This window comes from Streptomyces sp. NPDC002785 (genome assembly GCF_040295565.1).
Classification (GTDB): Bacteria; Actinomycetota; Actinomycetes; order Streptomycetales; family Streptomycetaceae; genus Streptomyces.
Genome location: NZ_JBEOVN010000082.1, coordinates 1 through 24,546, shown reverse-complemented (window position 1 = coordinate 24,546; position 24,546 = coordinate 1). Strand labels below are relative to the sequence as shown.

The window sequence follows — 24,546 nt, the reverse complement described above, 5'->3', positions numbered from 1 at the left end:
GGTGGGTTCCGGCGCGATGACCGCGACCGGGATCGTGATCGTGGGCCGCGGCGTGACGATGACCGTGGTGGCTACCGTGGGCCGCGGCGTGATGACGACCGTGGTGGCTACCGTGGGCCGCGGCGTGATGACGACCGTGGTGGGCGCCCTGCGGGTGGGTTCGAGCGGCGTGATGACCGGCCGCGTGGCCCCCGCCGTGACGACGACAGCCGTGGTGGTGGGTTCCGTCGGGACGACAGCCGTGGCGGTGGCTCCGGTGGTGGGTTCCGGCGCGACGACAGCCGTGGCGGGGGTTACCGCGGGCAGCGGGACGATCGTGGTGGGTACGAGCGGCGGGACGACCGGGACCGTGAGCCCATCAAGCGGCTTCCGATTCCTGACGACGTCACCGGTGACGAGATCGACAAGGACGTGCGGCAGGAGCTGATGAGCCTGCCGAAGACCCTGGCCGAGGATGTCGCCAGGAACCTCGTCATGGTGGCCCGGCTGATCGACGAGGACCCGGAGCAGGCGTACGCGTACTCGAGGATCGCGTTGCGGCTGGCCTCGCGGGTTGCTGCCGTGCGTGAGGCGGCCGGGTTTGCCGCGTACGCGACGCAGAAGTACTCGGAAGCGCTGGCGGAGTTCCGGGCGGCCAAGCGGATGACCGGTTCCGTGGAGCTGTGGCCCGTCATGGCCGACTGTGAGCGCGGACTCGGGCGGCCCGAGCGGGCGATGGCCATGGCCGGCGAGCCCGAGGTGCAGAAGCTGGACAAGGCCGGTCAGGTCGAGATGCGTCTGGTGGCTGCCGGGGCCCGTAGGGACATGGGCCAGATCGATGCAGCCATCGTCACGCTGCAGAGCTCGGAGCTCGCCTCGAACGCCGTGCACCCGTGGACTGCGCGACTGCGCTATGCGTACGCGGACGCGCTGCTGGCGACGGGCCGCGAGGACGAGGCGCGTGAGTGGTTCGGGAAGGCGCTGGAGGCCGACAAGGACGGCGCCACCGATGCCTCGGACCGGCTTGCCGCGCTGGACGGTGTCGAGTTCGTCGACGCCCTCAGTGAGGACGAGGACGAGGACGAGGACAACGCCGCTCAGGCGCCGGCCGCCGCTGCGGATGACGCCACGAGCGACGGCAAGGACGAGGACGAGGACGGTACGTCCGAGTCGTAAGGCATGAGAAGGGCGGCACTCCGGAAGGGGTGCCGCCCTTTTTTGTTGCCATGGGGTTCAGTCCAGGGTGAGGCTTCGCAGGACCAGACCGGTGGCCGGCTTGGGGCCGAAGGAAGTCGACTTGCGGGGCATGGTGACGCCCTGTCGGGCGAGATCCCGGACGATTTCCTCGCGTACTGGATGCATCAGGACCGCCGTGGCGTTGTGACGTTCGGCCTGTTCGACGACGGCCGCGGTGTCGTGTATGTACGCGATGTGCTCCGGGGCGTCGGGGATCTGCCAGACGTGGTCGAGCAGAGCCGCGTGCAGGACCGTCGCGTCGAGGGTCTGCCAGGCGGTCGGGCGGTCGGCCGGAATCGTACGGGACAGCAGGTCGACGTCGGGACGGTCGACAAGGTGGAAGCCGCCGTCGCCCGCGAGCAGGAACGCGTTGCCTTCTGCAGCCGCCTCGGCGTGTGCGTCCAGGGCTTGGGAGAGCGGGCCCTCGATGTCACGGATGCGGAAGAGGCCGTTCAACGCGGCGAGTGCGTCGGCTACCGGGAGGCGGTGCAGGAGCCGGTGGATGGCGCGGACACGCAGCGGATAGCGGGCCGTGTCGACGAGGAGGACCAGGCCGAAGTCCCAGGGGCCGGGAGCGGTGTGCTCCTGCTGGAGGCGGAGGTAGGTGGCCCAACGGTGGTGACCGTCGGCGATCAGGGCCTGGTGGTTGGCGAGATCGGCCACGATCTCGGCCCGGTCGGCCGGGTGAGTGACCCCCCAGAGCCGGTGGCTGTAGCCGTCCTCGGTGGTGGTGGCGAGGAGCGGCGTCCGGTGGATGGTCCGTTCGATGACGGCGGTCGCGCCGGTCGGGTGGCCTTCGCTGCGGTAGGTGAGCAGCAGCGGTTCGAGATGGGCCGCGGTGGTGCGCATCAGGTTGGCCCGGTCCTCGACGACATGGGCCATCACGTCCTCGTGCGGCAGCACGATGCCGTCGGCGGGGGCGGAGAGCGCCAGCGCCCCGACGATGCCGCGTTGCAGGATCCCGGCGTTGCGCTGCTCGTAGACGTACAACGTGGGCTCGGGATCGGGAGCGAGTATGCCCTCGGCCAGCCAGCGGTTCAGAGTCTCGGCGGCCTGCGTGTGGCGGGCCGCGGCCGTGTCGGCCTGCGGCAGGATCAGCCGGACGATGTTGTGCGGATCCGCCGACTCCAGGTGGTGCAGCCCGTCGGGGCGCACGACGACGTCGTACGGCGGTGAGGTCACCGCGGCAAGACTGCCGACCCGCTCGGGGACATACCGCAGTCCACGGAACGGGAGCAGACGCAGTCCCTGGCCGGGGCCCGCGGTACCTGATGTGTTCATTTCTGCATCGTATGTGTGCGGCCGGGATGCGCGATGATCGGGACAGAAGTATGGATTGAGGAGCGCAAAGAATGAGTCAGGCGAGCAGGACCAGGCCGAGCGGCAGCAGCACCGCTCTGAACGAGGCCTACGACACGGGGCTGCTCGATCTCGACGGGGTTGTGTACGCGGGCGGTCATGCGATCGTCCACGCCGTCGACTCGTTGGGAGCGGCGCGGGACGGCGGGATGCACCTGGCGTATGTGACCAACAATGCCCTGCGGACCCCGGCCGCGGTGGCCGAGCACCTGACCGAACTCGGGGTTCCGGCCGAGCCCGCCGATGTGATCACCTCGGCGCAGGCGGTGGCCAGGCTGATGGCCGATCAGTTGCCGGCCGGGGCGCGGGTGCTGGTGGTGGGCGGCGAGGGACTGCGCGTCGCGCTGCGGGAGCGCGGTCTGGTGCCGGTGGAATCGGCGGACGACGGGCCGGCCGCGGTGGCGCAGGGGTACGGCGGGCCCGATATGACGTGGGGGCGGTTCGCCGAGGCCTCGTACGCGATTGCGCGGGGGGTGCCGTGGTTCGCGTCCAACACGGATCTGACGATTCCGAGTGCCCGGGGGATCGCGCCGGGGAACGGTGCGGCGGTGGAGGTCGTACGGATCGCGACCGGGGCCGAGCCGCAGGTCGCCGGGAAGCCGTTGCCGCCGATGCACCGGGAGACTGTGCTGCGGACCGGGGCCGAGCGCCCGCTGGTGGTCGGGGACCGGCTGGACACGGACATCGAGGGTGCGTTCAACGGCGGTGTGGACTCGCTGCTGGTGCTGACCGGGGTGACGGACGCGGCGCAATTGGTGGCCGCCGAGCCGAAGCACCGGCCGACGTATGTGGACGCGGATCTGCGGGGGCTGCTGACCGGGCAGCCCGAGGTGACGCGGACGGGCGACGGGTTCGGCTGCGGTGGCTGGACGGCGTCGGTGCGCGGTGACGCTCTGGTGCTCGAAGGGGAGGGGGACGTACTCGATGGTCTGCGGGCGCTCTGCGGGGCAGCGTGGTCGTACGCCGGAGACGGCTCGTGCGGGCTGGACGCGGGGAAGGCGGTCGCCAGGCTGGGGCTGTGAAAGACGACTCCCGGCAGCTCGAGCTCAAAGTAGGGTAGGCTAACCTAACTTTGTTCTGCTCGGTGTGCCGCCGTCCGGATGGCCGGTCCGCCGGGCGGGTGGGACCGGGCGCGGACCGGGCCGCCACTCGTGGTGAAGGACGACCCTCGCACCCGATCACCTCCGACTCCGGGAGTACGACCATGCAGCGCCTCACCGCGGACTCGGTGACCCTCGGCTACGACCAGCGGGTCATCGCGGAGAATCTCTCGGTCGAGATCCCCGACAACTCGTTCACGGTGATCGTCGGCCCCAACGCCTGCGGCAAGTCGACCCTGTTGCGCGCGCTCTCACGGATGCTGAAGCCGAACAGCGGGCGGGTGCTCCTGGACGGGCGGACGATCCACGGGATGCCGGCCAAGAAGGTCGCCAAGATGCTGGGGTTGCTGCCGCAGTCCTCCATCGCGCCGGACGGCATCACCGTCGCCGACCTCGTCGGGCGCGGCCGGTATCCGCACCAGGGGCTGCTGCGTCAGTGGTCGCCGGACGACGAACGCATTGTCGAGGAATCGATGGCGGCGACCGGAGTCGATGCGCTGGCCGATCGCCATGTCGATGAATTGTCCGGCGGACAGCGGCAGCGTGTCTGGATCGCCATGGCGCTCGCCCAGCAGACGCCGCTGCTGCTGCTCGACGAGCCGACGACGTACCTCGACATCCAGCACCAGATCGATGTCCTCGACCTCTGTGCGGAGCTGCACGAGACCCAAGGGCGCACCTTGGTGGCCGTCCTGCACGATCTGAATCATGCCGCGCGGTACGCGACGCACCTCATCGCGATGCGGGAGGGCGAGGTGATCGCCGAGGGGGCGCCCGGCGAGGTCGTCACTGCGGAGCTGGTGGAGCGGGTCTTCGGGCTGCGCTGCCAGGTCATCGACGACCCGGAGACCGGAACGCCGTTGGTGGTACCGGCCGCACGCAAGCCGCGGAGCGGCGCGGGGGGCGTGCAGGTCAAGGCGTCCGCAGGGGTGCCGGCAGGGGGCTGACCGAACGGAGGCCTGCCCTCAGTGGCGGGACGGGCCGGGAAAGCGGACCCGCCCTGTGGCTAGGACCGACCTGCACATGTGGGGGCGGCGTCCCCCCCACGTGCCGGTCGGTCTAGAGCAACGACCTGAGTCTCAGCAGATCGCGGAAGCCGGCCTCCAGGCGGACCCGGCCCGCGCTCCATGCCCTGGCGAAGTTCAGCTCGCCGTTCACCATGGCCACCAGGTCGTCGCCGGTCATCGCGAGCCGGATCTCCGCCTTTTCCCGGGGCGGGCCGTCGACCGTGTCCAGGACCTGGATCCGGCCATTGGCCAGCCGGCCGGTGAAGGTGATGTCGAGGTCCTTGATGTGGCAGCTCAGCGAGCGGTCGAGGGCAGCCGCGCTGCGCACGTCGCCGTCGGCCCCCGCGAGGTTGTCGGAAAGTTTGTCGAGTGCGCTGCGGCACTCCGCCATGGTCGCCATCGTGACCGACGGTACCGCAGCCCTTCGCGGTAGCGTTTCCCGCATGAGCGACTCGATGCCGGGCCCCGGGGCGGCAGCCGGAGCAGCGCCCGGAACGACACCCGTGGACGCGGCGGAAGACCCGTCCGACAAGGACGCGGTCCCGGCCGCCGCAACCCCTCTCGACCCCGCCGCCCCCGCGCCCCTCGGCGTCGGGCGTACCCCCACCGGCAACGCCGAGGTCGATGCACGGCTGGAGCGTCTCGCCGATGCGGACCACCTCCTGGCGGACGGGCATATCGAGGTGTACGAGGATGTACACGGCGGGCTGCGCGATGCGCTGACCGCGCTGGACGCCAGGCCCGCACCCGCACCGGTACCCGCACCGGTGCCCTCGTACAACAACAGGAGCTGAACCGAACGTGGCAGGAGTCGCACGTCGCCGCCTCGACGCCGAGCTGGTACGCCGTAAGCTCGCCCGCTCGCGCGAGCATGCGAGCCAGCTGATCGCCGCGGGGCGGGTGACCGTCGGCGGAAACACCGCGACCAAACCCGCCACCCAGGTCGAGACCAGCGCCGCGGTGGTCGTGATCAAGGACGACAGCGACCCCGAGTACGTCTCGCGCGGCGGGCACAAGCTCGCCGGCGCCCTCGCCGCCTTCGTGCCCCTCGGGCTGAAGGTCGAGGGGCGGCGGGCGCTGGACGCCGGGGCGTCGACCGGTGGCTTCACCGACGTACTGCTGCGGGCCGGCGCCGGTCATGTCGTCGCCGTCGACGTCGGCTACGGGCAGCTCGCCTGGTCGCTCCAGTCCGATGAGCGCGTCACCGTCAAAGACCGTACCAACGTGCGGGAGTTGACGCTGGAAGCCATCGACGGGAAGCCGGTGGACCTGGTCGTCGGCGATCTGTCGTTCATCCCGCTGGGGCTGGTCCTGCCCGCCCTGGCGCGCTGCGCCGCCCCGGACGCGGACCTGGTCCTCATGGTCAAGCCGCAGTTCGAGGTCGGCAAGGAGAGGCTCGGCAGCGGCGGCGTGGTGCGTAGCCCCGAGCTGCGGGCCGAAGCGGTACGGGAGGTGGCGCGCCGGGCCTGGGCGCTGGGCCTCGGAGTGCAGGGCGTGACGGCGAGTCCGCTGCCGGGGCCCTCGGGAAATGTCGAGTACTTTCTGTGGCTGCGGGCCGGAGCACCTGAGCTGGATCCCGCAGATGTCGACCGTGCAGTGGCGGAGGGGCCTCGTTGACGACGAATGCGGCACGAACTGTCTTTCTTTTGGCACACACCGGCCGCCCGGCCGCGATCCGCAGTGCCGAGCTGGTCGTACAGGGACTGCTGCGCAGCGGTCTCGGCGTACGGGTGCTGGCCACCGAGGCGGCCGATCTCCCGCTGCCGCCGTCCGTCGAGACGGTCACGGACACCACGCCCAGGGCCGTGGACGGCTGTGAGCTGCTGATCGTGCTCGGCGGGGACGGGACGCTGCTGCGCGGCGCCGAACTCTCCCGCGCCTCCGGGGTGCCGATGCTCGGCGTCAACCTCGGCCGGGTCGGCTTCCTGGCCGAGGCCGAGCGGGACGACCTGGACAAGGTCGTCGACCGGGTCGTCACCCGGGCGTACCAGGTCGAGGAACGGATGACGCTCGACGTCGTCGTGCACAGCAACGGCGACATCGTCCACACCGACTGGGCGCTCAACGAAGCGGCAGTGCAGAAGGTGTCGCCCGAGCGGATGCTCGAGGTCGTCCTGGAGATCGACGGCCGGCCGGTGACCGGGTTCGGCTGTGACGGGATCGTCTGCGCGACTCCCACCGGATCGACCGCCTACGCCTTCTCGGCGGGCGGACCCGTCGTCTGGCCCGAGGTCGAGGCGCTGCTGATGGTGCCGATCAGCGCCCATGCGCTGTTCGCCAAGCCGCTGGTGACCTCGCCCACCTCGGTGCTCGCCGTCGAGGTCCAGCAGCACACCCCGCACGGGGTGCTGTGGTGCGACGGACGCAGGACCGTGGAGCTGCCCGCGGGGGCGCGGGTCGAGGTGCGGCGCGGTGCGGTGCCCGTACGGCTTGCGCGGCTGCACCACGCCTCGTTCACGGACCGGCTGGTGGCGAAGTTCGCGCTGCCCGTCTCGGGGTGGCGGGGCGCGCCGCACTGACCGGCGGACATTGCCCCGGAGGCGGTGCGAATGCTCCAGGAGCACACGGGAGAGTGACCCCCGGGGGGCGGGGCCCGTCGCACATCGGGGCCCGGACCTCGTAAGGTCATGTCCGTGTTGGAGGAGATGCGGATACGGTCGCTCGGAGTCATCGACGACGCGGTGGTCGAGCTGTCACCCGGTTTCACCGCGGTGACGGGTGAGACCGGCGCGGGCAAGACCATGGTTGTCACGAGCCTGGGGCTGTTGCTCGGCGGGCGTGCCGACCCCGCCCTGGTACGGATCGGGGCCAAGACCGCGGTCGTCGAGGGGCGGATCACGGTGTCCGAGGGCGACGCCGTGGCCCTGCGGGCCGAGGAGGCCGGGGCCGAATTCGACGACGGCGCGCTGTTGATCAGCCGTACCGTCTCCGCGGAGGGGCGTTCCCGGGCGCATCTCGGCGGCAGATCCGTGCCGGTGGGGGTGCTCGCCGAACTCGCCGACGAACTCGTCGCCGTGCACGGCCAGACCGACCAGCAGGGGCTGCTCAAGCCCGCGCGGCAGCGGCAGGCCCTCGACCGGTACGCGGGCGACGGTGTCGCCGTGCCGCACGCCAAGTACGCGGCGGCCTACCGGCGGCTGCGGGCCGTCGTCATGGAGCTCGACGAGCTGACGACGCGCGCCCGCGAACGCGCCCAGGAAGCGGATCTGCTGCGCTTCGGGCTGGGCGAGATCGCCGGGGTCGAACCGCTGGCGGGCGAGGACGGCGACCTGGCCGCCGAGGCCGAGCGGCTCGGCCACGCCGAAGCGCTCGCTTCCGCGGCGGCCCTCGCGCATACCGCGCTCGCGGGCAACCCGGAGGACCCGGAGGGCGTCGACGCGACGACCGTGGTCGGGGCCGCCGGACGGTCCCTGGACGCCGTGCGCGCCCACGATCCGGCGCTGGCCGCGCTCGCCGACCGGATCGGCGAGATCTCGATCCTGCTCGCCGATGTGGCGGGCGAACTGGCCGGGTACGCCGACCAGCTGGACGCCGATCCGCTGCGGCTCGCCGCGGTGGAGGAGCGGCGAGCCGCGCTCACCGGACTCACCCGCAAGTACGGCGAGGACATCACCGCCGTGCTTGCCTGGGCCGAGGAAGGGGCCGCCCGGCTGACCGAGCTGGAGGGCGACGACGACCGCATCGGCGAGCTGACGGCGGAGCGCGACGCGCTGCGCGGCGAACTCTCCGGCCTCGGGCAGGCGTTGACCGACGCACGTACGGGGGCGGCGGAGCGCTTCGCCGAGGCGGTGACCGCGGAGCTGGCATCCCTTGCCATGCCGCACGCCCGGGTCTCCTTCGACATCCGGCAGACCGGGGCGGCCGACGAGGCGTCCGGCATCGAGATCGACGGGCGGAGTGTGGTCTACGGGCCGTCCGGCGCCGACGAGGTCGAGCTTCTGCTGGCCCCGCACCCCGGCGCCCAGCCGCGGCCGATCGCCAAGGGCGCGTCCGGCGGTGAGCTGTCCCGGGTGATGCTCGCCGTCGAGGTGGTGTTCGCCGGCTCCGATCCCGTACCCACGTACCTCTTCGACGAGGTCGACGCGGGCGTCGGCGGCAAGGCGGCTGTCGAGGTCGGGCGGCGGCTCGCGAAGCTCGCCAGGTCCGCGCAGGTGGTCGTCGTCACGCACCTGCCGCAGGTGGCGGCCTTCGCCGACCGGCAGTTGCTGGTCGAGAAGACCGTCGACGGGGCGGTGACCAGCAGCGGGGTCACGGTCCTGGAGGGCGAGGACCGGGTACGGGAGCTGTCCAGGATGCTCGCGGGACAGGAGGACTCGCAGACGGCGCGGGCCCATGCGGAGGAGCTGCTGGCCGCGGCGCGGGCGGACGGGTAGCGGGGGCTTCGGCCGCCGGGCGCGTGTTCGTGCTCAGTGTCCGGGCGGGCTGGTCATCCAAGCCCGCCCGGCGATGTGCGGACAGAACGGCCGCCGGACGGTCCCGGCGGACTGCTGCGTAGCCTGTCCCGCATGGGAGCAGTGTTCAGCAAAGCCGCAGTGTCCGGTGCTGCTGCCGCCGCCGTCGCGGCGGGTGTGTACCGGGCGCTGCGGGCCCGGCCGCGCAGGCGCTGGCAGCGCACCAACTACGCGGGCCGTACCGTCGATCTGTATGCGGGCCTGGCCGTCGCCCTCGGAGCCACAGCCGGAACCACCATCCTCCCACTGCCTGCGCGAACCCGGTACGCCGCCGTACTCGCGGCCGGCGGCTGCGGTGTGTACGACGACCTCGTCGGTGCGGACGATCCGCGCCGCAGGTTCCGTGCCCACCTGGGTGCGCTGCGGAACGGCGAGGTGACCAGCGGTGCGGTGAAGCTCTTCGGGATCGGGACTGCCGGGCTGGCGGCCGGTGCGCTGCTCAAGGAGCTGCCCGTCGACCGGGTCCTCGCCGGCGTTGTGATCGCCGGAAGTGCGCACCTCGTCAATCTCATGGATGTACGGCCCGCCGCGGCCGCCGCCACCGTGCTCGCCCTCGGGGCCCCGGGCCTGCCGGGGGGCGCACTCGCCGCCGCGCCGATGGGAGCCGTGGCAGCCCTCGTCGCCGACGACCTGGGGGAGCGCACCATGATCGGGGACACCGGGGCCCATGCCCTGGGCGCCGCACTCGGTGTCGCCGTCGTCGCGGGCCGCGGCCGGGCCGGGCTCGTCGCCCATGCGGCGGGGCTTGTCGCGGCGACGGTGTACGGGGACCGGGTCAGCCGACTCGCCCACATGCTGCCGGACCGCTGACAGGGGCCACGGACGCGGCAACATCGCGCCGCCTCGTCACCCGTCCGAGTGGTACGTCGCGGCCGGTTGCTGTTGTATGCAGCGGGACGGCGGCTCAACTGTGCCGGAACGTGCGTACGGACTGGCATCCTGGTCGGTGCCATCACCGCCCACTCGGGAGCCCCGGGAGCCATTCAACGTGTCACAGCTGCGTACGGTCCAAGTCCTGGGCGGCGGCAGTGCGGGCAGCAGTGCCCACGTCAGCTCGCTGACCGCAGGGCTGGTGGCGAGGGGCGTGCACGTCACCGTCTGCGCCCCGGCCGAACTGGACCACGCCTACGACTTCTCCGGTACGGGTGCCCGGTTCACCCCCGTACCGCGGCGCAGTGATCCCGCCGCCGTCGCCGCGCTGCGTACCGCCTGCCTGACGGCGGACGTGGTCCACGCGCACGGTCTGCACGCCGCCGTGCGCGCCGCTCTTGCGCTCGGCGGCCGCCGTATCCCACTGGTCGTCACCTGGCATGCTCGCGCCCACGCCGAGGGCGCCCGCAGCCGGCTGCTTCATCTGATGGAGAAAAGGGCCGCCCGTGCGGCGGCAGTTGTGCTCGGTACGACATCGGACCTGGTCGACCGGGCGCGGCATCGAGGAGCGCGCGATGCCCGGCTCTCGCCGGTCTCCGCCCCCGTACCGCACGTGCCGGCCGACATCCACGAAGGCAAGGCGCGGGCCGAACTCGGTGTGGCGGAACGGCCGTTGATCGTCTCGTACGGAAGTCTCGTGTCGCATCACGGGTACGACATGCTGCTCGACGCCGCACGGATATGGCGTGAACTCGACCCCGTACCCATGCTGATCATCGTGGGGGAGGGGCGGGAACGGGCCGCTCTGCAGCGCCGGATCAGGGACGAGGAGCTGCCCGTCCGGCTCATCGGCAGCCGCGACGACATCGCGGAACTTCTCGCCGCCGCCGATCTGGCCGTGCTGTCCAGTCGATGGGAGGCGCGTTCGGTGCTGGCCCAGGGGGCGCTGCGGCTCGGCGTTCCGCTGGTCGCCACCGCGGTCGGAGGGGTGCCCGAACTCGTGGGGGACGGGGCGGAGCTCGTACCGTACGGGAACGCGGAGGCGCTCGCGCGAGTGGTGGGCAGGCTGCTCGGCAATCCGGAGCGGCGCGCGGAGCTGGTGGCCGCGGGGCATGCACAGGCCGCGAGTTGGCCGACGGAGGACGACACGATCGCTCAAGTCCTCAGCATCTACGACGAGTTGACGAAGCCCTTGGCGGTGGCGCGGGCGCGGTGAGCGGCTGCTCGTCGGACGGGCCCGGAGCTACGACGTGTGGCGGCGGGCCCGGAGGGCCAGGCTCAGGGCCAGGACCGCCTGGGGGTCGTCCAGGTCGGTGCCGAGCAGTTCGCCGATGCGGGCCAGCCGGTTGTACAGCGTCTGACGGTTCAGATGCAGTTCGCGTGCCGTCTCCGCCTTGCGGCCCGCGTGGGCCAGATACGTCTCCAGTGTCGGCAGCAGCGGAGGGCGAGAGGTGCGGTCGTGATCGCGCAGCGGACCGATCGCCCGGTCCACGAACGCCGCAAGATCCGGATGGTCCCGCAGCCGCCACAGCAGCAGATCGATGTCCAGGCGCCGGGCGTCGTACCAGGGCCGGTCGCTGAGGCCGTGTGCGGCCGTCGCCGTCTCCGCGGCGTGCCGCAGCCCCGCGCCGGCAGCCGCCCAGCCGCCCGCCACGCCCACCACCACGACCGGCGGATGCGATCCGGCCCGCTCCAGACCGGCCCGCTCCACACCCGCCCGCAGCGCCGCCGCGACCCGGTCCGCGACCGCCGTGCGCTCCGTCTCGGACCGCAGCCCCAACAGCACCGGAACCCGGCCCTCCACGGGCCGCACACCGAGCAGCACCGGCACCCCCACCGACGAGAGCTCCTCCAGCACCGCCCGCGCCAGCAGCGCCCAGTTCCCCGACACGGACAGCTCGGGAGCCAGCCGCATGACCACCGGCAGCAGCGGCATCTCACCCGGTTTGAAGCCCAGTACGCGGGCCTGCGCCGGCGCGTCCTCCGGCGTGATCCGGCCCTCGGCGAGATCCGTCAGGAAGTCGCCCCGGCCGCGCGCGGCGAGCTCCTCCTCCTGGCGGGCCTGCATCAGCACGACGGCGAGAATGTCCGCCGCCCGTTCCGCCGCCATCCGGTGCACCGTCATCAGCGGCCCGGCCACGGCCAGCAGCACCAGCCTGGCCCGTACCGAACCGGTTCCAGGGCCGCCGCCCGGCACATCCACCAGCACCGAACCAGTGGGCGGTGTCTCACGGGCCGCCCGGTCGCCGCGCATCCCGTCCCACACCTGGAGCGGATCGACGGACACCGGGCCGGACCGGGGGCCCGCCGCGTACAGCAGCTGGCCGTCCGCCGTCTCCAGGAAGACCGGGTTGGCTGTGAAGTCCGCCAGGATGCCCAGTACCTGCGGCACCCCACCGCCGCCGAGCAACGCCTCCGTACACCGCCGGTGCACATCCTCGGCCTGTCGCAGCAGCGCGTAGTGACCGTTGACGATCTCGGTGTGGATCTCCTCGGTCACCGTCACGAACGGCACCTCGCGGTGCAGCTGCACCAGCGGCAGACCGGCCGCGCGGGCGGCGTCCACGATCGATGCGGGCAGCCTGCTGAAGCGCGGTCCGAGCTCCACCACCAGGGCGGCGATCCCGCGGTCGGCGAGCCTGCGGACGAAGGCGCGCTGCTCGGCGGGGCGGGTGCCGAGCCCCAGACCCGTGGTGAGCAGCAGCTCACCGCCCTTGAGCAGCGATGCGATGTTCGGGACCTCGCCCGCGTGCACCCAGCGCACCGTACGGTTCAGCCGGTCCGCGCCGGCCACCACCTCCGGGAGCCCGCTGCGCAGCCCCGGCAGCTCAAGGGCTCGCTGCACGGTGATTCCGCCTTGCGTCTCCACTGGCTCTGGCCTCGCGTTTCCACTCGGGTCGGGCGCGTAGTCGCCCTGATTCAGGAAGGTACCGGCCCCGGGCGCAGGAGGCGTCGTCGGGGAGTCCGCCGACCGGGGCCGTGGCGTTGATCAGCCACGTGGGCCGACCGGCAAATGTGGGCCGGGGCGATGGAACCGCTGTTGACACCGGTCGAGGGCCGCTGCGATCTTGTGACCGCCGCACCGTTCGGGCCGAGTGGCCCTCATACCTGGACCTGGACCTGGAGCAGACGTGGGCGACGATATATCGGCGTACCCGAGCCGGGAAGACCTTGCAGGCCCGCTTCCCGGCCCGCTGGTCGGGGCCGACTGGCTCGCGGCGCGGCTGGGCGAGCGCGGGATGGTGGTCCTCGATGCCTCGGTGGGCGCGCACCGGGGCTCCGAACAGCGGATTCCGGGAACGCGGCCCTTCGACATCGACGGGGCGCTGTCCGACCACCTGGGACCTCTGCCCCACACGATGCCCGACGCCGACCGGTTCACCGAGGAGCTGCGCTCCCTCGGCGTCGACGACACCGACACCGTCGTCGTCTACGACGGCGCGGGCATCTACTCCAGCGCGCGCGCCTGGTGGATGCTGCGCGCGATGGGCTTCGACCGGGCCGCGGTGCTCGACGGCGGCCTGCCCGCCTGGACCGACGCCGGGCTGCCGCTGGAGAACGCCGGGCCCGCGCCCGCCGTGGCGCGCGGCGACTTCACCGCTCGGCCGCGCGCGGGGCACCTCGTCGGCAGCGACGAGGTGGCGGCGGCCCTGGCCGACCCCGCCGCGGCCGTCTTCGACGCCCGCTCCAGGGAGCGGTTCTCCGGCGCGGTCGCCGAGCCACGACCGGGGCTGCGCGCCGGCCATATGCCGGGGGCGGTCAATCTGCCCTTCGGTGAGATCCAGCGCGACGGCCGGATGCGCCCGGCAAAGGAGCTGCGCGACGCGTTCACCGCCCTCGCCGGGGAGCGGGAGCGGCTGTTCTTCAGCTGCGGATCGGGCGTCACCGCCTGCGTGCTGACGCTGGGGGCCGAGCTGGCGGGGTACCGAGAGCTGGCCGTGTACGACGGGTCCTGGAGCGAGTGGGGGCTGCCTTCGGAGCTGCCCGTCGTGACCGGAGCGGAGGGCGGGGGGCCGCGGCGATGATGCCGCCGGACCGGAGCCGGTCGCCTCGGGGAGGGGCGCCCGGCTTCCGATGTGGTTGATGACTGCCCTTGGTCCGGGGCTCGGTGTGGCCCCGGAGCGGTCGTCACCACCTTCGCTGCACGGTTGCCTTACTGCCGGTCACCAGGCTTGCCGGCGGAACGTCTTCGGCCACGACCGCGCCGGCGGCGACCACGGCATCACGGCCAATGCTGACGCCAGGAAGGATCGTGGCACCGGCGCCGATCCACACGTTCTCCGCCACATCGATGGGCGCGCCGCTCAGCCACCCCCGTCGCTCCCCAGGATCGACCGGGTGACCGACGGTGATGAACGTGGCCTTTGGTCCGACCATCACGCGCTCGCCGAGCCGTATGCCGGCGTAGTCCAGGAACGTGCAGTTCTGGTTGATGAACACGCGCTCCGCGAGGTCCAGATGAAGGCCGTGGTCCGTGTAGAAGGGCGGATAGATCGTGGCTTTTGTCGACAGCGGCCTGCCGAGGATCTGTTCGAACAGTTCCGCCTTGCCTTCTTCGTCCTCGAAGGGCAGGACGTTCAGGCGGGAGGTGAGCTCGGTGACCCGCAGGACTCTCTCGGCCATGGCCTGGAACTCGGCGCTGTGGATGCGCATGAGACGGTCGCTGGACATGCCACGATCCTTTCTGGTGTACCGGTGACTGGATAAGACTCGCTGGGCGCTGGTGGAGGCTGCTGTCAGCAGCCGGTCGAGTCACCTTTGCCGGGGTTGGGACCTGCGAGCATGTGCGATGTTGCTGTCGCCGCGCCGGGGCGTCGTTGCCCAGGATGGGAGCCAGACCGTCTCAGGGAGCCTTGGCAGGCTTCCGAGGTGGGTGATGATTCCACGAAGTCCTGGATGCGGATTCGCTCTGGGGAGGATGAGAGAGAGCGGGTATGCGAGGGTCGGATTCGCGATAGGGATGCGGCGTAGGTCGTAGTTCGTCGGCCAGATGTACCGGTCGCGTGCCCCAACGAGGGTGGCCACGTCCGCGGAGTCCGCGAGGGTGTCCAGGAGTACGTCGTCTCCGAAGTGCGGGCCTGCCGCGTCGATGCGTAGGTCGAATTCGGTGGCGAGCTGATCGTAGAACTCTGCCCATTCGCTTCGTGGTGCGATACCCGGCACCCAGATACGGTGCTTACGCAGCTGCGGTGGCGTCAGTCTTCGCGCGGAGGCGAGCGGATGTCTCGGGCCGACGAGAAGTTCCAGCGGGGAGTCGAACGCGTGGATCATTTGCACGTCGGGCGGCAGTGTGGCCGGGTCAGTGACGGTACGGAACGAGGCGTCGATATCGCCCGCTTCGACGGCGGCGACCGCCACGCGTGGGTCGTTGACCCGGAGGGTCACCACGTCGAGATTGGTTTCGGGACGCGACCGCCAATAGTCGTGCAGAACAACGGCCTGCGCGCTTCGCAGGCCGAGAACGTCGATCCGAAGGGCCCGGGAGCCCGGCCTGACCGCGGTGACGGCGCGCTCGACACCCGCGACGATGCTCCGCGCGTGGGGGAGAAAAGCCTGACCGTCGAGCGTCAGCTCAACACCTCGGGCGGTACGTGTGAACAGACGGACTTCCAGCTCGCGCTCCAGGGCGGCGATCCGTTTGGAGACTGCCTGCTGCGTCACGCCCAGCTCATCGGCCGCATGTTGCAACCGTCCGAGCTCGGCCGCCCGGACGAACGATCGCAATGCCTCGGTGTCCACTGGTTCACCTTAGGCGTGCACAACTGATCGTTGTGGCTCGCCGAGGATCGGTTGTTTGATCAGGCTCCAGCTGGCTGCTGGCCGATGTGATCCAAGCGTCCAAACCGTCGGTTGTCGCGAGGAGCCATGTGCGCGTGAGATCGGGGCCCGGCTCCGGGTGGCCCGTCTCTGGCCCACTGGCTCGACCGCTGCGGCTTCGAGGTCTCACGCCGAATGCCGGGCCACCCGCCCCGATCGTGTGGTGGAGAGACCCCGCTGAGCCGTGATCAGGCGGCCGAGCGGCGTCCTCGCGTCTCGGAACTGCCGCGTCGAGCTCCGGGGGCGAAAACTGATCACGGGCTCGTCTTGCCTCAAACCCACGATCGAAGTAACCGTCCCCGCTCAGAACGCGGTCAGCTGAGAATCCGCCGAGTCGGATGAGACCGAGTGAGTATCCGCCGCCTTCGGTGCGACAGAACAGCATGAATCCCATCCCCCTGTCCTATTGGCCACGCGGTGGACATCGCCGGTGGGAAAAGGACACGGGAAATGGGATCCCGCACGAAGTCAGCCGACGTACGCCCCGCTCGCCGTCAGGCGCAGTGCCGTGTCGATCAGCGGCACATGGCTGAACGCCTGGGGGAAGTTCCCCACCTGGCGCTGCAGCCTGGGGTCCCACTCCTCCGCCAGCAGGCCCAGATCGTTGCGCAGGGACAGCAGCCGCTCGAAGAGCTGGCGTGCCTCGTCGACCCGGCCGATCATCGCCAGATCGTCCGCCAGCCAGAACGAGCAGGCCAGGAACGCGCCCTCGTCGCCCTCCAGACCGTCGACGCCCGCGTCCTCGCCCTTGGTGGGGTAGCGCAGCACGAAGCCGTCCTCCGTGGACAGCTCGCGCTGGATCGCCTCGATCGTGCCGATCACACGCTTGTCGTCCGGCGGTAGAAAGCCCATCTGAGGGATCAGAAGGAGGGAGGCGTCCAGCTCCTGCGATCCGTAGGACTGGGTGAAGGTGTTGCGTTCCTTGTCGTAGCCCCGTTCGCAGACATGGCGGTGGATGTCGTCACGCAGTTCCCGCAGCCGCTCCAGCGGCCCTTCCGCGTCCCCGGACTCGATCAGCTTGATGGTGCGGTCGACGGCGACCCAGGCCATCACCTTCGAGTGGACGAAGTGGCGGCGCGGGCCGCGTACCTCCCAGATGCCCTCGTCCGGCTCGTCCCAGTGCTTCTCCAGGTACTCGATCAGCTTGAGCTGGAGGCCCGTCGCGTAGTCGTTGCGGGTCAGGCCCGTCATGTGGGCGAGGTGCAGTGCCTCGGTGACCTCGCCGTACACATCCAGCTGGAGCTGCCCCGCCGCGCCGTTGCCGACCCGGACCGGGCGGGAGTTCTCATAACCGGGCAGCCAGTCCAGCTCGGCCTCGCCCAGCTCGCGCTCGCCCGCGATGCCGTACATGATCTGCAGGTTCTCCGGGTCGCCGGCGACCGCCCGCAGCAGCCACTCGCGCCAGGCGCGGGCCTCCTCGCGGTAGCCGGTGCGCAGCAGGGAGGAGAGGGTGATCGCGGCGTCGCGGAGCCAGGTGTAGCGGTAGTCCCAGTTCCGGGAGCCGCCGATGTCCTCGGGCAGGGAGGTGGTCGGCGCGGCGACGATGCCGCCGGTCGGCGCGTACGTCAGGGCCTTGAGGGTGATCAGGGAGCGGACCACGGCCTCGCGGTAGGGCCCGTGGTACGTGCACTGGTCGACCCATTCACGCCAGAAGTCCGCGGTCGCGTCCAGCGAACTCTCCGGGTCCGGAAGACCGGGCGGTTCGTGGTGCGAAGGCTGCCAGCTGATCGTGAACGCGATCCGGTCCCCGGGCGCGACCGTGAAATCGGAGTACGTCGTCAGGTTCTCGCCGAAGGTGTCGGCGGGGGTGTCCAGCCAGACGGAGTCCGGGCCGGCGACGGCGACCGTACGGCCGTCGACCTTGTGCACCCACGGTGTGACCCGTCCGTAGCTGAACCGCATCCGCAGCTCGGAGCGCATCGCCACCCGGCCGCTGATCCCCTCCACGATCCGGATCACCTGCGGCGCACCGTCACGCGGCGGCATGAAATCGGTCACTCTGACCGTTCCGCGCGGTGTGTCCCACTCCGATTCCAGGATGAGGGAGTCCCCGCGGTAGCGGCGGCGGTCTGCGGACAGCGGCTGCGCCCCCTCCTCCCGCGCCGGTGCCAGGCGCCAGAAGCCGTGCTCCTCGGTACCCAGCAGTCCCGCAAAAATAGCGTGTGAATCGAAGCGGGGAAGGCACAGCCAGTCCACTGTGCCGTCCCGGCAGACCAGGGCGGCGGTCTGCATGTCTCCGATGAGTGCGTAATCCTCGATGCGCCCGGCCACGTGCATCTCCAGTCGAACGGCCATGTCGCCCCGTAGGGCATTACTGCGGGTCAAGAGGTCGTCGCAAGCGGTTGTTGTGGGGGGACCTGCGAGCTCGGTACCTCGCCCGGAGCGAGTGTCCGAGCAGGATACGACGCACCCGGATGATCTGCGCGACGGTCTCAGCAACGCGCCTGCGCCGAACGGGTGGGGCGGGAGGGGCTCGCGGTGACCATGCGTGATGAGCGTGCGGGGTGTGGCCGGAAGCGGGCTCCCTTTGTCGCTGATACCCTGGTAGCCCGTGGACCGGTGGTCGTTCGCAACAGCAGACGAGGCCCCCGAACCGCAGCGACGGCGCCTCCGGAATCTCCGGACGGCAACGCCGGTACGCACCTCACGATCGCGACCACGGGAGCCCCCTTTGGCTATGCAGCCCACATCCACGACGACCAAGCACATCTTCGTCACCGGGGGTGTCGCCTCTTCCCTCGGCAAGGGTCTGACTGCCTCCAGCCTCGGTGCCCTGCTCAAGGCGCGCGGCCTCCGGGTCACCATGCAGAAGCTCGACCCGTATCTGAACGTCGACCCGGGCACGATGAACCCCTTCCAGCACGGTGAGGTGTTCGTCACCAACGACGGCGCCGAGACCGACCTGGACATCGGCCACTACGAGCGTTTCCTCGACGTCGACCTCGACGGCTCCGCCAACGTCACCACCGGCCAGGTCTACTCGCAGGTGATCGCCAAGGAGCGGCGCGGCGAGTACCTCGGTGACACCGTGCAGGTCATCCCGCACATCACCAACGAGATCAAGCACCGCATCCGGCGCATGGCGACCGACGACGTCGACGTCGTCATCACCGAGGTCGGCGGCACGGTCGGTGACATCGAGTCGCTGCCGTTCCTGGAGACCGTCCGCCAGGTCCGCCACGAGGTCGGCCGGGACAACGTCTTCGTCGTGCACATCTCGCTGCTGCCCTACATCGGCCCGTCCGGCGAGCTCAAGACCAAGCCGACCCAGCACTCCGTCGCCGCGCTGCGCAACATCGGCATCCAGCCCGATGCCATCGTGCTGCGCGCCGACCGTGACGTACCGACCGCCATCAAGCGCAAGATCTCGCTGATGTGCGACGTCGACGAGGCCGCCGTGGTGGCCTGCGTGGACGCCAAGTCGATCTACGACATCCCGAAGGTGCTGCACACCGAGGGCCTGGACGCCTATGTCGTGCGCAAGCTCGACCTGCCGTTCCGCGACGTCGACTGGACCACGTGGGACGACCTGCTCGACCGCGTCCACAACCCCGACCACGAGGTCGTCGTCGCGCTCGTCGGCAAGTACATCGACCTGCCCGACGCCTACCTCTCGGTCACCGAGGCCATCCGAGCCGGCGGCTTCGCGAACAAGGCCCGGGTCAAGGTCAAGTGGGTCGCCTCCGACGACTGCAAGACGCCGGCCGGTGCCGCCAAGCAGCTCTCCGACGTCGACGCGATCTGCGTCCCCGGCGGCTTCGGCGACCGCGGTGTCAACGGCAAGATCGGCGCCATCCAGTACGCCCGTGAGAACAAGGTGCCGCTGCTCGGCCTCTGCCTCGGCCTGCAGTGCATCGTGATCGAGGCGGCGCGCAACCTGGCGGAGATCCCCGACGCCAACTCCACCGAGTTCGACGCCGCCACCTCGCACCCCGTCATTTCGACGATGGAGGAGCAGCTCGCCTACGTCGAGGGCGCGGGCGACCTGGGCGGCACCATGCGGCTCGGCCTGTACCCTGCGAAGCTCGCCGAGGGCTCGCTGGTCCGTGAGGCGTACGACGACCAGCCGTACGTGGAGGAGCGTCACCGCCACCGCTACGAGGTCAACAACGCCTACCGCGCCGAGCTGGAGAAGAAGGCCGGTCTGGTCTTCTCCGGCACCTCCCCGGACAACAAGCTCGTCGAGTACGTCGAGTACCCGCGCGAGATCCACCCCTACCTGGTCGCCACCCAGGCGCACCCGGAACTCCGCTCCCGCCCGACCCGCCCGCACCCGCTCTTCGCGGGTCTGGTGAAGGCGGCCGTCGAGCGCAAGACGGGCGCCGGTGCCGGTGGCAAGCAGGGTGCCACGTCGGGCAAGTAGTCCGGCGGTACGCAGGCATTAACGTTGACCGGGGTACGGATCCGCTGAGGATGCGTGCCCCGGTTTCTGTTCTTTTGTGGGAGGACGTAGATGGGTTTCCAGGACACGCCCGAGGAGTGGCAGGTCACCGCGACCGAGACGCCCTTCACCGGCAACAAGACCAGCGTCCGCACCGACGATGTGGTGATGCCCGACGGCAGGGTCGTGCGCCGCGACTACCAGGTCCATCCGGGCTCGGTCGCCGTGCTCGCGCTCGACGAGGAGGACCGGGTCCTCGTGCTGCGGCAGTACCGCCACCCGGTGCGCCACAAGCTGTGGGAGATCCCGGCCGGCCTGCTCGACATCCCCGGCGAGAACCCGTTGCACGCGGCCCAGCGCGAGCTCTACGAGGAGGCGTACGCCAAGGCCGAGGACTGGCGGGTGCTGACCGACGTCTACACCACACCGGGCGGCTGCGACGAAGCCGTGCGGATCTTCCTGGCCCGGAATCTCTCCGAGGCCGACGGGGAGCGCTTCGAGGTCTCCGAGGAGGAGGCCGACATGGAGCTGGCCCGGGTGCCGCTCCAGGAGCTGGTACGGGGGGTGCTCGCCGGGGATCTGCACAACAACTGCCTCGTGGTGGGCGTCCTTTCGCTCGCGGCGGTGCTCGCCGGCGACGGGATCGAGTCGCTGCGTCCGGCCGAGGCGCCTTGGCCGGCCCGCCCGTTCGAGGTCTGACGGTTCGTGGCCTGACGATTGGTCAGGATCGTTCGAGGTCGGATGGTTTGCAGGGATCGTCAGAGGTCCGAGTCCGCGCGAGGCCGCCGAACGGTTCACTGAGGTCCTCCGATCGGAAAAGACGCTGATCCGATCGGGGGACCTCCACGCCGTGCTCCACGGAAATCGTCCATACGCCTGAACTACGCTCGGAATGCCCTGACCGGAGTCCCGGCGGGCAATGCGTGCAGCGAAGTGGAGCGTGGCCCGTGACGGATCAGGCGGTGGACACCAGCGGCCCGGCCAAGGCAGCGGGAACCGAGGAGCCGTCCGGCGCCGCCCCGCCCCAATTCTTCGGCCGCGACCGCGAGTTGAAGGCGCTGCGGGGTGACATCGAGCGAGCCGGACTGGATACCCTGGCCGGTCGCAAGGCCGCCCGCGCCCGGGTCCTGCTGATTGCCGGACGCCCCGGCTCCGGACGCACCGCACTCGCCGGTGAACTCACCCGCCGGCTGCTCTCCACCGACGACCACCCCGACGGCCTGCTCCGGGCCAGGCTCACCGAACCCGGCGGCACACCGGTCCCCACCGAACGCACCGCCCGCGAGCTGCTCGACCAGCTGGGGGTGGCGGGGCCGCCCGGTGCGGACGGGGACGAGCTCTCCGAGATGGTCCGCGAGGCGCTCAGCGGGCGCCGCGCCCTGCTGCTCCTCGATGACGCCATGGACGCGGAACAGGTCGACCCACTGCTGCCGGACAACCCCGACTGCCTGGTCGTCGCCACCTCCGAGGGCCCGCTGACCGGTATCCCCGGCGTCCGCCCCTGCACCATCGGCGGCCTGGACGCGGGCTCCGCCGTCCGGCTGCTGGCCCGCATCATCGGCCAGGTCAGGATCACCGTCGACCCGCGGACCGCCGAAACCCTCGCCGAGGAGTGCGCCGGCTTGCCGGCCGCCCTGGTCATGGTCGGCGGCTGGCTCGCCGCTCACCCCATGGCGTCGGTCGCGGATGTCACCAAACAACTGCGCGAGCTGCCGGAAGAGACGGAGCAGCCCACCGGAGCCCGCCCGCTGGCCCGCGCCTTCCGGCTGGTCCATGATTCCCTGCCGACGACCGCCGCCCGGATACTGCGACTGCTCGCCCTCGCCCCCGCCGGACTCGCCGACGCCCACATCGCCTCCGCGCTGGCCGGCTGCTCCGTCTCCGCTGCCCAGACGAACCTCGACGACTTCGTGGCCCTGGGGCTGCTGCGTACCAATGGGGCGGACGAGCCGCAGTACGAGGTGCCCGGCTGTCTCGCCCCGCTGCTGCGGGCGCTGCTGGAGGCGAGGGACCGGCCGACGGAGATCCAGCTCGCCAGGGCCCGGATGCTGGAGCGGACCGTACGGCTGCTGCAGTCCTGTCGGGCGGTCACCGACCCCGAGGGTTCCGCGGCCCGCCGCAAGCGCGCCGGGCTGCCGCGCTCACTGCGCTTCCCCAGCCCCGATGAGGCCGCCGAATGGCTGCGGACCCGCCGGCCCGCCCTGCTGGCTTCGGCCAGGATCGCCGTCGAGGACGGTGAACTCGACACTCTGGCAAGGCGGTTGGTGGCCGCGCTGGTGCGGGCGCTGGCCGTGCACCAGGGCACCGAGGCGGCCGCGCCCGAGCTGTACGGACTCCACGGTCTGGTTCTGGCCGTTGCCGAGCGGCGCGAGCTGCCGCGCGAACGGGCCGCTGCGCTGCTCAACCTCGCCGATCTCGATGCCAGGACCGGCCGTACGCGGGAGGCGCTGACCCGCTACCGGGCCGCGCTGGACGCCGGACGGGCCGCCAAGGATCCGTACGCCACCGGCCGCGCGATGGAATCCGTAGGCGGCGCCTACGCCGAGCTGGGGGACTTTCAGCGGGCCTCCGACTGGTACGGCCGGGCGCTGGCGCAGCGGCTCACCCAGGGCGAGCGGGCCGACGAGGCGCGGTTGTACGGGCGGCTCGGCGCCGTCCACACCTATGCCGGGCGGTACGGCGAGGCACTGCGGAACTGGCGGGCCGCCGCGGCCGGGTACCGCAGGCTCGGCGATGTGCCGGCCCAGGCGCGGGCGCTGAGCGAGGCGGCCCGGGTGCAGGAGTACGCGGGCCGGCCGCGCGAGTCGCTGCACACCTGCCAGGAGGCCGTTCAGTGGGCCAGGCGGGCCGGGGACGTACGGCTGCAGGCGGCGCTGGAGCTCCGGCTGGCCGACACGTTCGAAAGGCTCGGAGACCCGGCTGCGGCCCGGCTGCACCGGGGCCTGGCCAACAGATTGCTGGGCGAGGAGGATGCAGCCTGCGAAATCCGTAGTGCAGTGACTGAAAATTAATGCTTTGTAAGGCTAGACAGCGCGAAGCCCTTCATTAGACTGGCTCTACCGCGTGCGTTCGCGGTGTCTCCATTTACGCAATGTCTATCCGGGTATGTATAGCTATGTCCGGGTAACCCTCTGAGCCAAGGACCGTGATCGACGTGAAGGTCGGTATCCCCCGCGAAGTCAAGAACAACGAGTTCCGCGTGGCGATCACGCCCGCCGGTGTGAACGAGCTCGTACGCCACGGCCACCAGGTCGTCGTCGAGGAGAACGCCGGGGCCGGCTCCTCCATCACGGACGAGGAGTACATCGCCGCCGGGGCGCAGATCCTCCCCACCGCCGACGAGGTCTGGGCCACCGCCGACCTGCTGCTCAAGGTCAAGGAGCCGGTTGCCGAGGAGTACCACCGCCTCCGCAAGGATCAGACGCTCTTCACCTACCTGCACCTCGCCGCCTCCCGCGAGTGCACGGACGCGCTGCTGGAGTCCGGCACCACCGCCATCGCGTACGAGACGGTCGAGACCGCGAGCCGCGCGCTGCCGCTGCTCGCCCCGATGTCCGAGGTCGCGGGCCGGCTGGCCCCGCAGGTCGGCGCCTATCACCTGATGCGCTCGGTCGGCGGCCGTGGCGTGCTGCCGGGCGGCGTCCCGGGTACCGCCCCCGCCGAGGCCGTCGTCATCGGTGGCGGCGTCTCCGGCTGGAACGCCACGCAGATCGCCGTCGGTCTGGGCTTCCACGTCACGCTGCTCGACAAGGACATCAACAAGCTGCGCGAGGCCGACAAGGTCTTCGGCACCAAGGTGAAGACGGTCGTCTCCAACGCCTTCGAGCTGGAGAAGGCCGTCGTCGAGGCCGACCTCGTCGTCGGCGCCGTGCTCATCCCGGGTGCGAAGGCCCCGAAGCTGGTCACCAATGAGCTCGTAGCCAAGATGAAGCCCGGAAGTGTACTTGTCGACATTGCGATCGATCAGGGCGGTTGCTTCGAGGACTCGCACGCGACGACGCACGCCGAGCCGACCTTCAAGGTCCACAACTCGGTCTTCTACTGCGTCGCCAACATGCCGGGCGCGGTGCCGAACACCTCCACGTACGCCCTTACCAACGCCACGCTGCCGTACATCCTGGAGCTCGCCAACCGCGGCTGGGTCGAGGCTCTGCGCCGCGACGCCGCACTCGCCAAGGGTCTCAACACCCATGACGGGCAGGTCGTTTACCGTGGGGTGGCCGAGGCTCACGGCCTGGAGCACGTCGAGCTGAGCTCGCTTCTCGGCTGACGGTGCCCCACAGCCCGAAGGGCGCGGGAGGGGTCCGTCCATCTCCCGTCAACCTCATGCGTCCGGCCGGACCCTG

The 24,546-nt window shown here is 70.9% G+C and carries 20 protein-coding genes and 1 pseudogene; 15 read left to right on the top strand and 6 right to left on the bottom strand.

From position 1 onward, the window contains the following. Both ABTZ94_RS20200 and ABTZ94_RS20195 read left to right on the top strand, forming a co-directional pair. Positions 1-427: pseudogene (locus tag ABTZ94_RS20200) on the top strand (hypothetical protein); the annotation flags it as partial. Next, complete coding sequence (locus ABTZ94_RS20195) at positions 427-1,155, top strand: tetratricopeptide repeat protein (protein ID WP_351202426.1); 729 nt, start codon at positions 427-429, stop codon at positions 1,153-1,155. The pseudogene ABTZ94_RS20200 and the gene ABTZ94_RS20195, both read left to right, overlap by 1 nt. Positions 1,156-1,212: 57 nt before the next feature. On the opposite strand, the gene ABTZ94_RS20190 is transcribed toward ABTZ94_RS20195, so the two are convergent. Continuing rightward, a complete protein-coding gene (locus ABTZ94_RS20190; protein ID WP_351202425.1) occupies positions 1,213-2,496 on the bottom strand; it encodes a DUF1015 family protein in 1,284 nt (427 codons plus the stop codon). 71 nt (positions 2,497-2,567) lie between these two features. Between ABTZ94_RS20190 and ABTZ94_RS20185 the strand changes: the two genes are divergently transcribed. Together ABTZ94_RS20185 and ABTZ94_RS20180 are read left to right on the top strand one after the other, a co-directional pair. Continuing rightward, positions 2,568-3,596: an HAD hydrolase-like protein gene (locus ABTZ94_RS20185; protein ID WP_351202424.1), complete on the top strand. Its 1,029-nt coding sequence runs from the start codon at positions 2,568-2,570 to the stop codon at positions 3,594-3,596. A 182-nt stretch (positions 3,597-3,778) separates the two neighbouring features. Beyond that, a complete protein-coding gene (locus tag ABTZ94_RS20180; RefSeq protein WP_351202423.1) occupies positions 3,779-4,621 on the top strand; it encodes an ABC transporter ATP-binding protein in 843 nt (280 codons plus the stop codon). A 112-nt stretch (positions 4,622-4,733) separates the two neighbouring features. Here the strand turns inward: ABTZ94_RS20180 and ABTZ94_RS20175 are convergent, their stop codons facing one another. Beyond that, a complete protein-coding gene (locus tag ABTZ94_RS20175) occupies positions 4,734-5,081 on the bottom strand; it encodes an SCP2 sterol-binding domain-containing protein (RefSeq protein ID WP_351202422.1) in 348 nt (115 codons plus the stop codon). A gap of 43 nt (positions 5,082-5,124) precedes the next feature. Between ABTZ94_RS20175 and ABTZ94_RS20170 the strand changes: the two genes are divergently transcribed. The 6 genes from ABTZ94_RS20170 (at position 5,125) to ABTZ94_RS20145 (ending at position 11,218) form a co-directional block, all read left to right on the top strand. Then, positions 5,125-5,475 carry a hypothetical protein gene (locus ABTZ94_RS20170; RefSeq protein WP_502967274.1) on the top strand — a complete coding sequence of 117 codons (351 nt, stop codon included), beginning with the start codon at positions 5,125-5,127 and terminating at the stop codon, positions 5,473-5,475. 7 nt (positions 5,476-5,482) lie between these two features. Continuing rightward, positions 5,483-6,298, top strand: coding sequence for a TlyA family RNA methyltransferase (locus tag ABTZ94_RS20165; RefSeq protein ID WP_114243789.1), 816 nt, complete (start codon positions 5,483-5,485; stop codon positions 6,296-6,298). Then, positions 6,295-7,200, top strand: a complete 906-nt coding sequence (locus tag ABTZ94_RS20160; protein ID WP_351202421.1) for an NAD kinase — start codon at positions 6,295-6,297, stop codon at positions 7,198-7,200. Before ABTZ94_RS20165 ends, ABTZ94_RS20160 begins: the two co-directional genes overlap by 4 nt. Positions 7,201-7,308: 108 nt before the next feature. Continuing rightward, positions 7,309-9,054, top strand: coding sequence for a DNA repair protein RecN (gene recN / locus ABTZ94_RS20155; RefSeq protein ID WP_351202420.1), 1,746 nt, complete (start codon positions 7,309-7,311; stop codon positions 9,052-9,054). Positions 9,055-9,186: 132 nt separating this feature from the next. Further along, on the top strand, positions 9,187-9,942 hold the full coding sequence (locus ABTZ94_RS20150) for a hypothetical protein (protein ID WP_351202419.1): 756 nt from the start codon (positions 9,187-9,189) through the stop codon (positions 9,940-9,942). A 178-nt stretch (positions 9,943-10,120) separates the two neighbouring features. Next, entirely contained in the window at positions 10,121-11,218 is a 1,098-nt protein-coding gene (locus ABTZ94_RS20145; protein WP_351202418.1) for a glycosyltransferase family 4 protein, read from the top strand. A gap of 27 nt (positions 11,219-11,245) precedes the next feature. Here ABTZ94_RS20145 and ABTZ94_RS20140 read toward each other — a convergent pair whose 3' ends face one another. Beyond that, positions 11,246-12,871: a PucR family transcriptional regulator gene (locus ABTZ94_RS20140; RefSeq protein WP_351202417.1), complete on the bottom strand. Its 1,626-nt coding sequence runs from the start codon at positions 12,869-12,871 to the stop codon at positions 11,246-11,248. A 262-nt stretch (positions 12,872-13,133) separates the two neighbouring features. Here ABTZ94_RS20140 and ABTZ94_RS20135 point away from each other — a divergent pair, with 262 nt between their 5' ends. Beyond that, positions 13,134-14,027, top strand: a complete 894-nt coding sequence (locus ABTZ94_RS20135; RefSeq protein WP_351202416.1) for a sulfurtransferase — start codon at positions 13,134-13,136, stop codon at positions 14,025-14,027. A gap of 103 nt (positions 14,028-14,130) precedes the next feature. Here the strand turns inward: ABTZ94_RS20135 and ABTZ94_RS20130 are convergent, their stop codons facing one another. The 3 genes from ABTZ94_RS20130 to ABTZ94_RS20120 form a co-directional block, all read right to left on the bottom strand. After that, positions 14,131-14,673: a DapH/DapD/GlmU-related protein gene (locus tag ABTZ94_RS20130; protein ID WP_351202415.1), complete on the bottom strand. Its 543-nt coding sequence runs from the start codon at positions 14,671-14,673 to the stop codon at positions 14,131-14,133. An 81-nt stretch (positions 14,674-14,754) separates the two neighbouring features. Then, the gene (locus ABTZ94_RS20125; RefSeq protein WP_351202414.1) at positions 14,755-15,741 is read right to left on the bottom strand and encodes a LysR family transcriptional regulator; all 987 of its coding nucleotides are present in this window, start codon (positions 15,739-15,741) and stop codon (positions 14,755-14,757) included. A gap of 546 nt (positions 15,742-16,287) precedes the next feature. Then, positions 16,288-18,090 carry a glycoside hydrolase family 15 protein gene (locus ABTZ94_RS20120; RefSeq protein ID WP_351202428.1) on the bottom strand — a complete coding sequence of 601 codons (1,803 nt, stop codon included), beginning with the start codon at positions 18,088-18,090 and terminating at the stop codon, positions 16,288-16,290. Between the two features lie 406 nt (positions 18,091-18,496). Here ABTZ94_RS20120 and pyrG point away from each other — a divergent pair, with 406 nt between their 5' ends. From pyrG to ald, 4 genes are all read left to right on the top strand, one after another. Next, complete coding sequence (gene pyrG / locus ABTZ94_RS20115; protein ID WP_351202413.1) at positions 18,497-20,182, top strand: CTP synthase; 1,686 nt, start codon at positions 18,497-18,499, stop codon at positions 20,180-20,182. Positions 20,183-20,272: 90 nt separating this feature from the next. After that, complete coding sequence (locus tag ABTZ94_RS20110; RefSeq protein ID WP_351202412.1) at positions 20,273-20,899, top strand: NUDIX domain-containing protein; 627 nt, start codon at positions 20,273-20,275, stop codon at positions 20,897-20,899. A 248-nt stretch (positions 20,900-21,147) separates the two neighbouring features. Next, positions 21,148-23,211, top strand: a complete 2,064-nt coding sequence (locus tag ABTZ94_RS20105; protein ID WP_351202411.1) for a tetratricopeptide repeat protein — start codon at positions 21,148-21,150, stop codon at positions 23,209-23,211. A gap of 143 nt (positions 23,212-23,354) precedes the next feature. Beyond that, a complete protein-coding gene (gene ald / locus ABTZ94_RS20100) occupies positions 23,355-24,470 on the top strand; it encodes an alanine dehydrogenase (RefSeq protein ID WP_351202427.1) in 1,116 nt (371 codons plus the stop codon). Positions 24,471-24,546 lie beyond the last annotated feature (76 nt).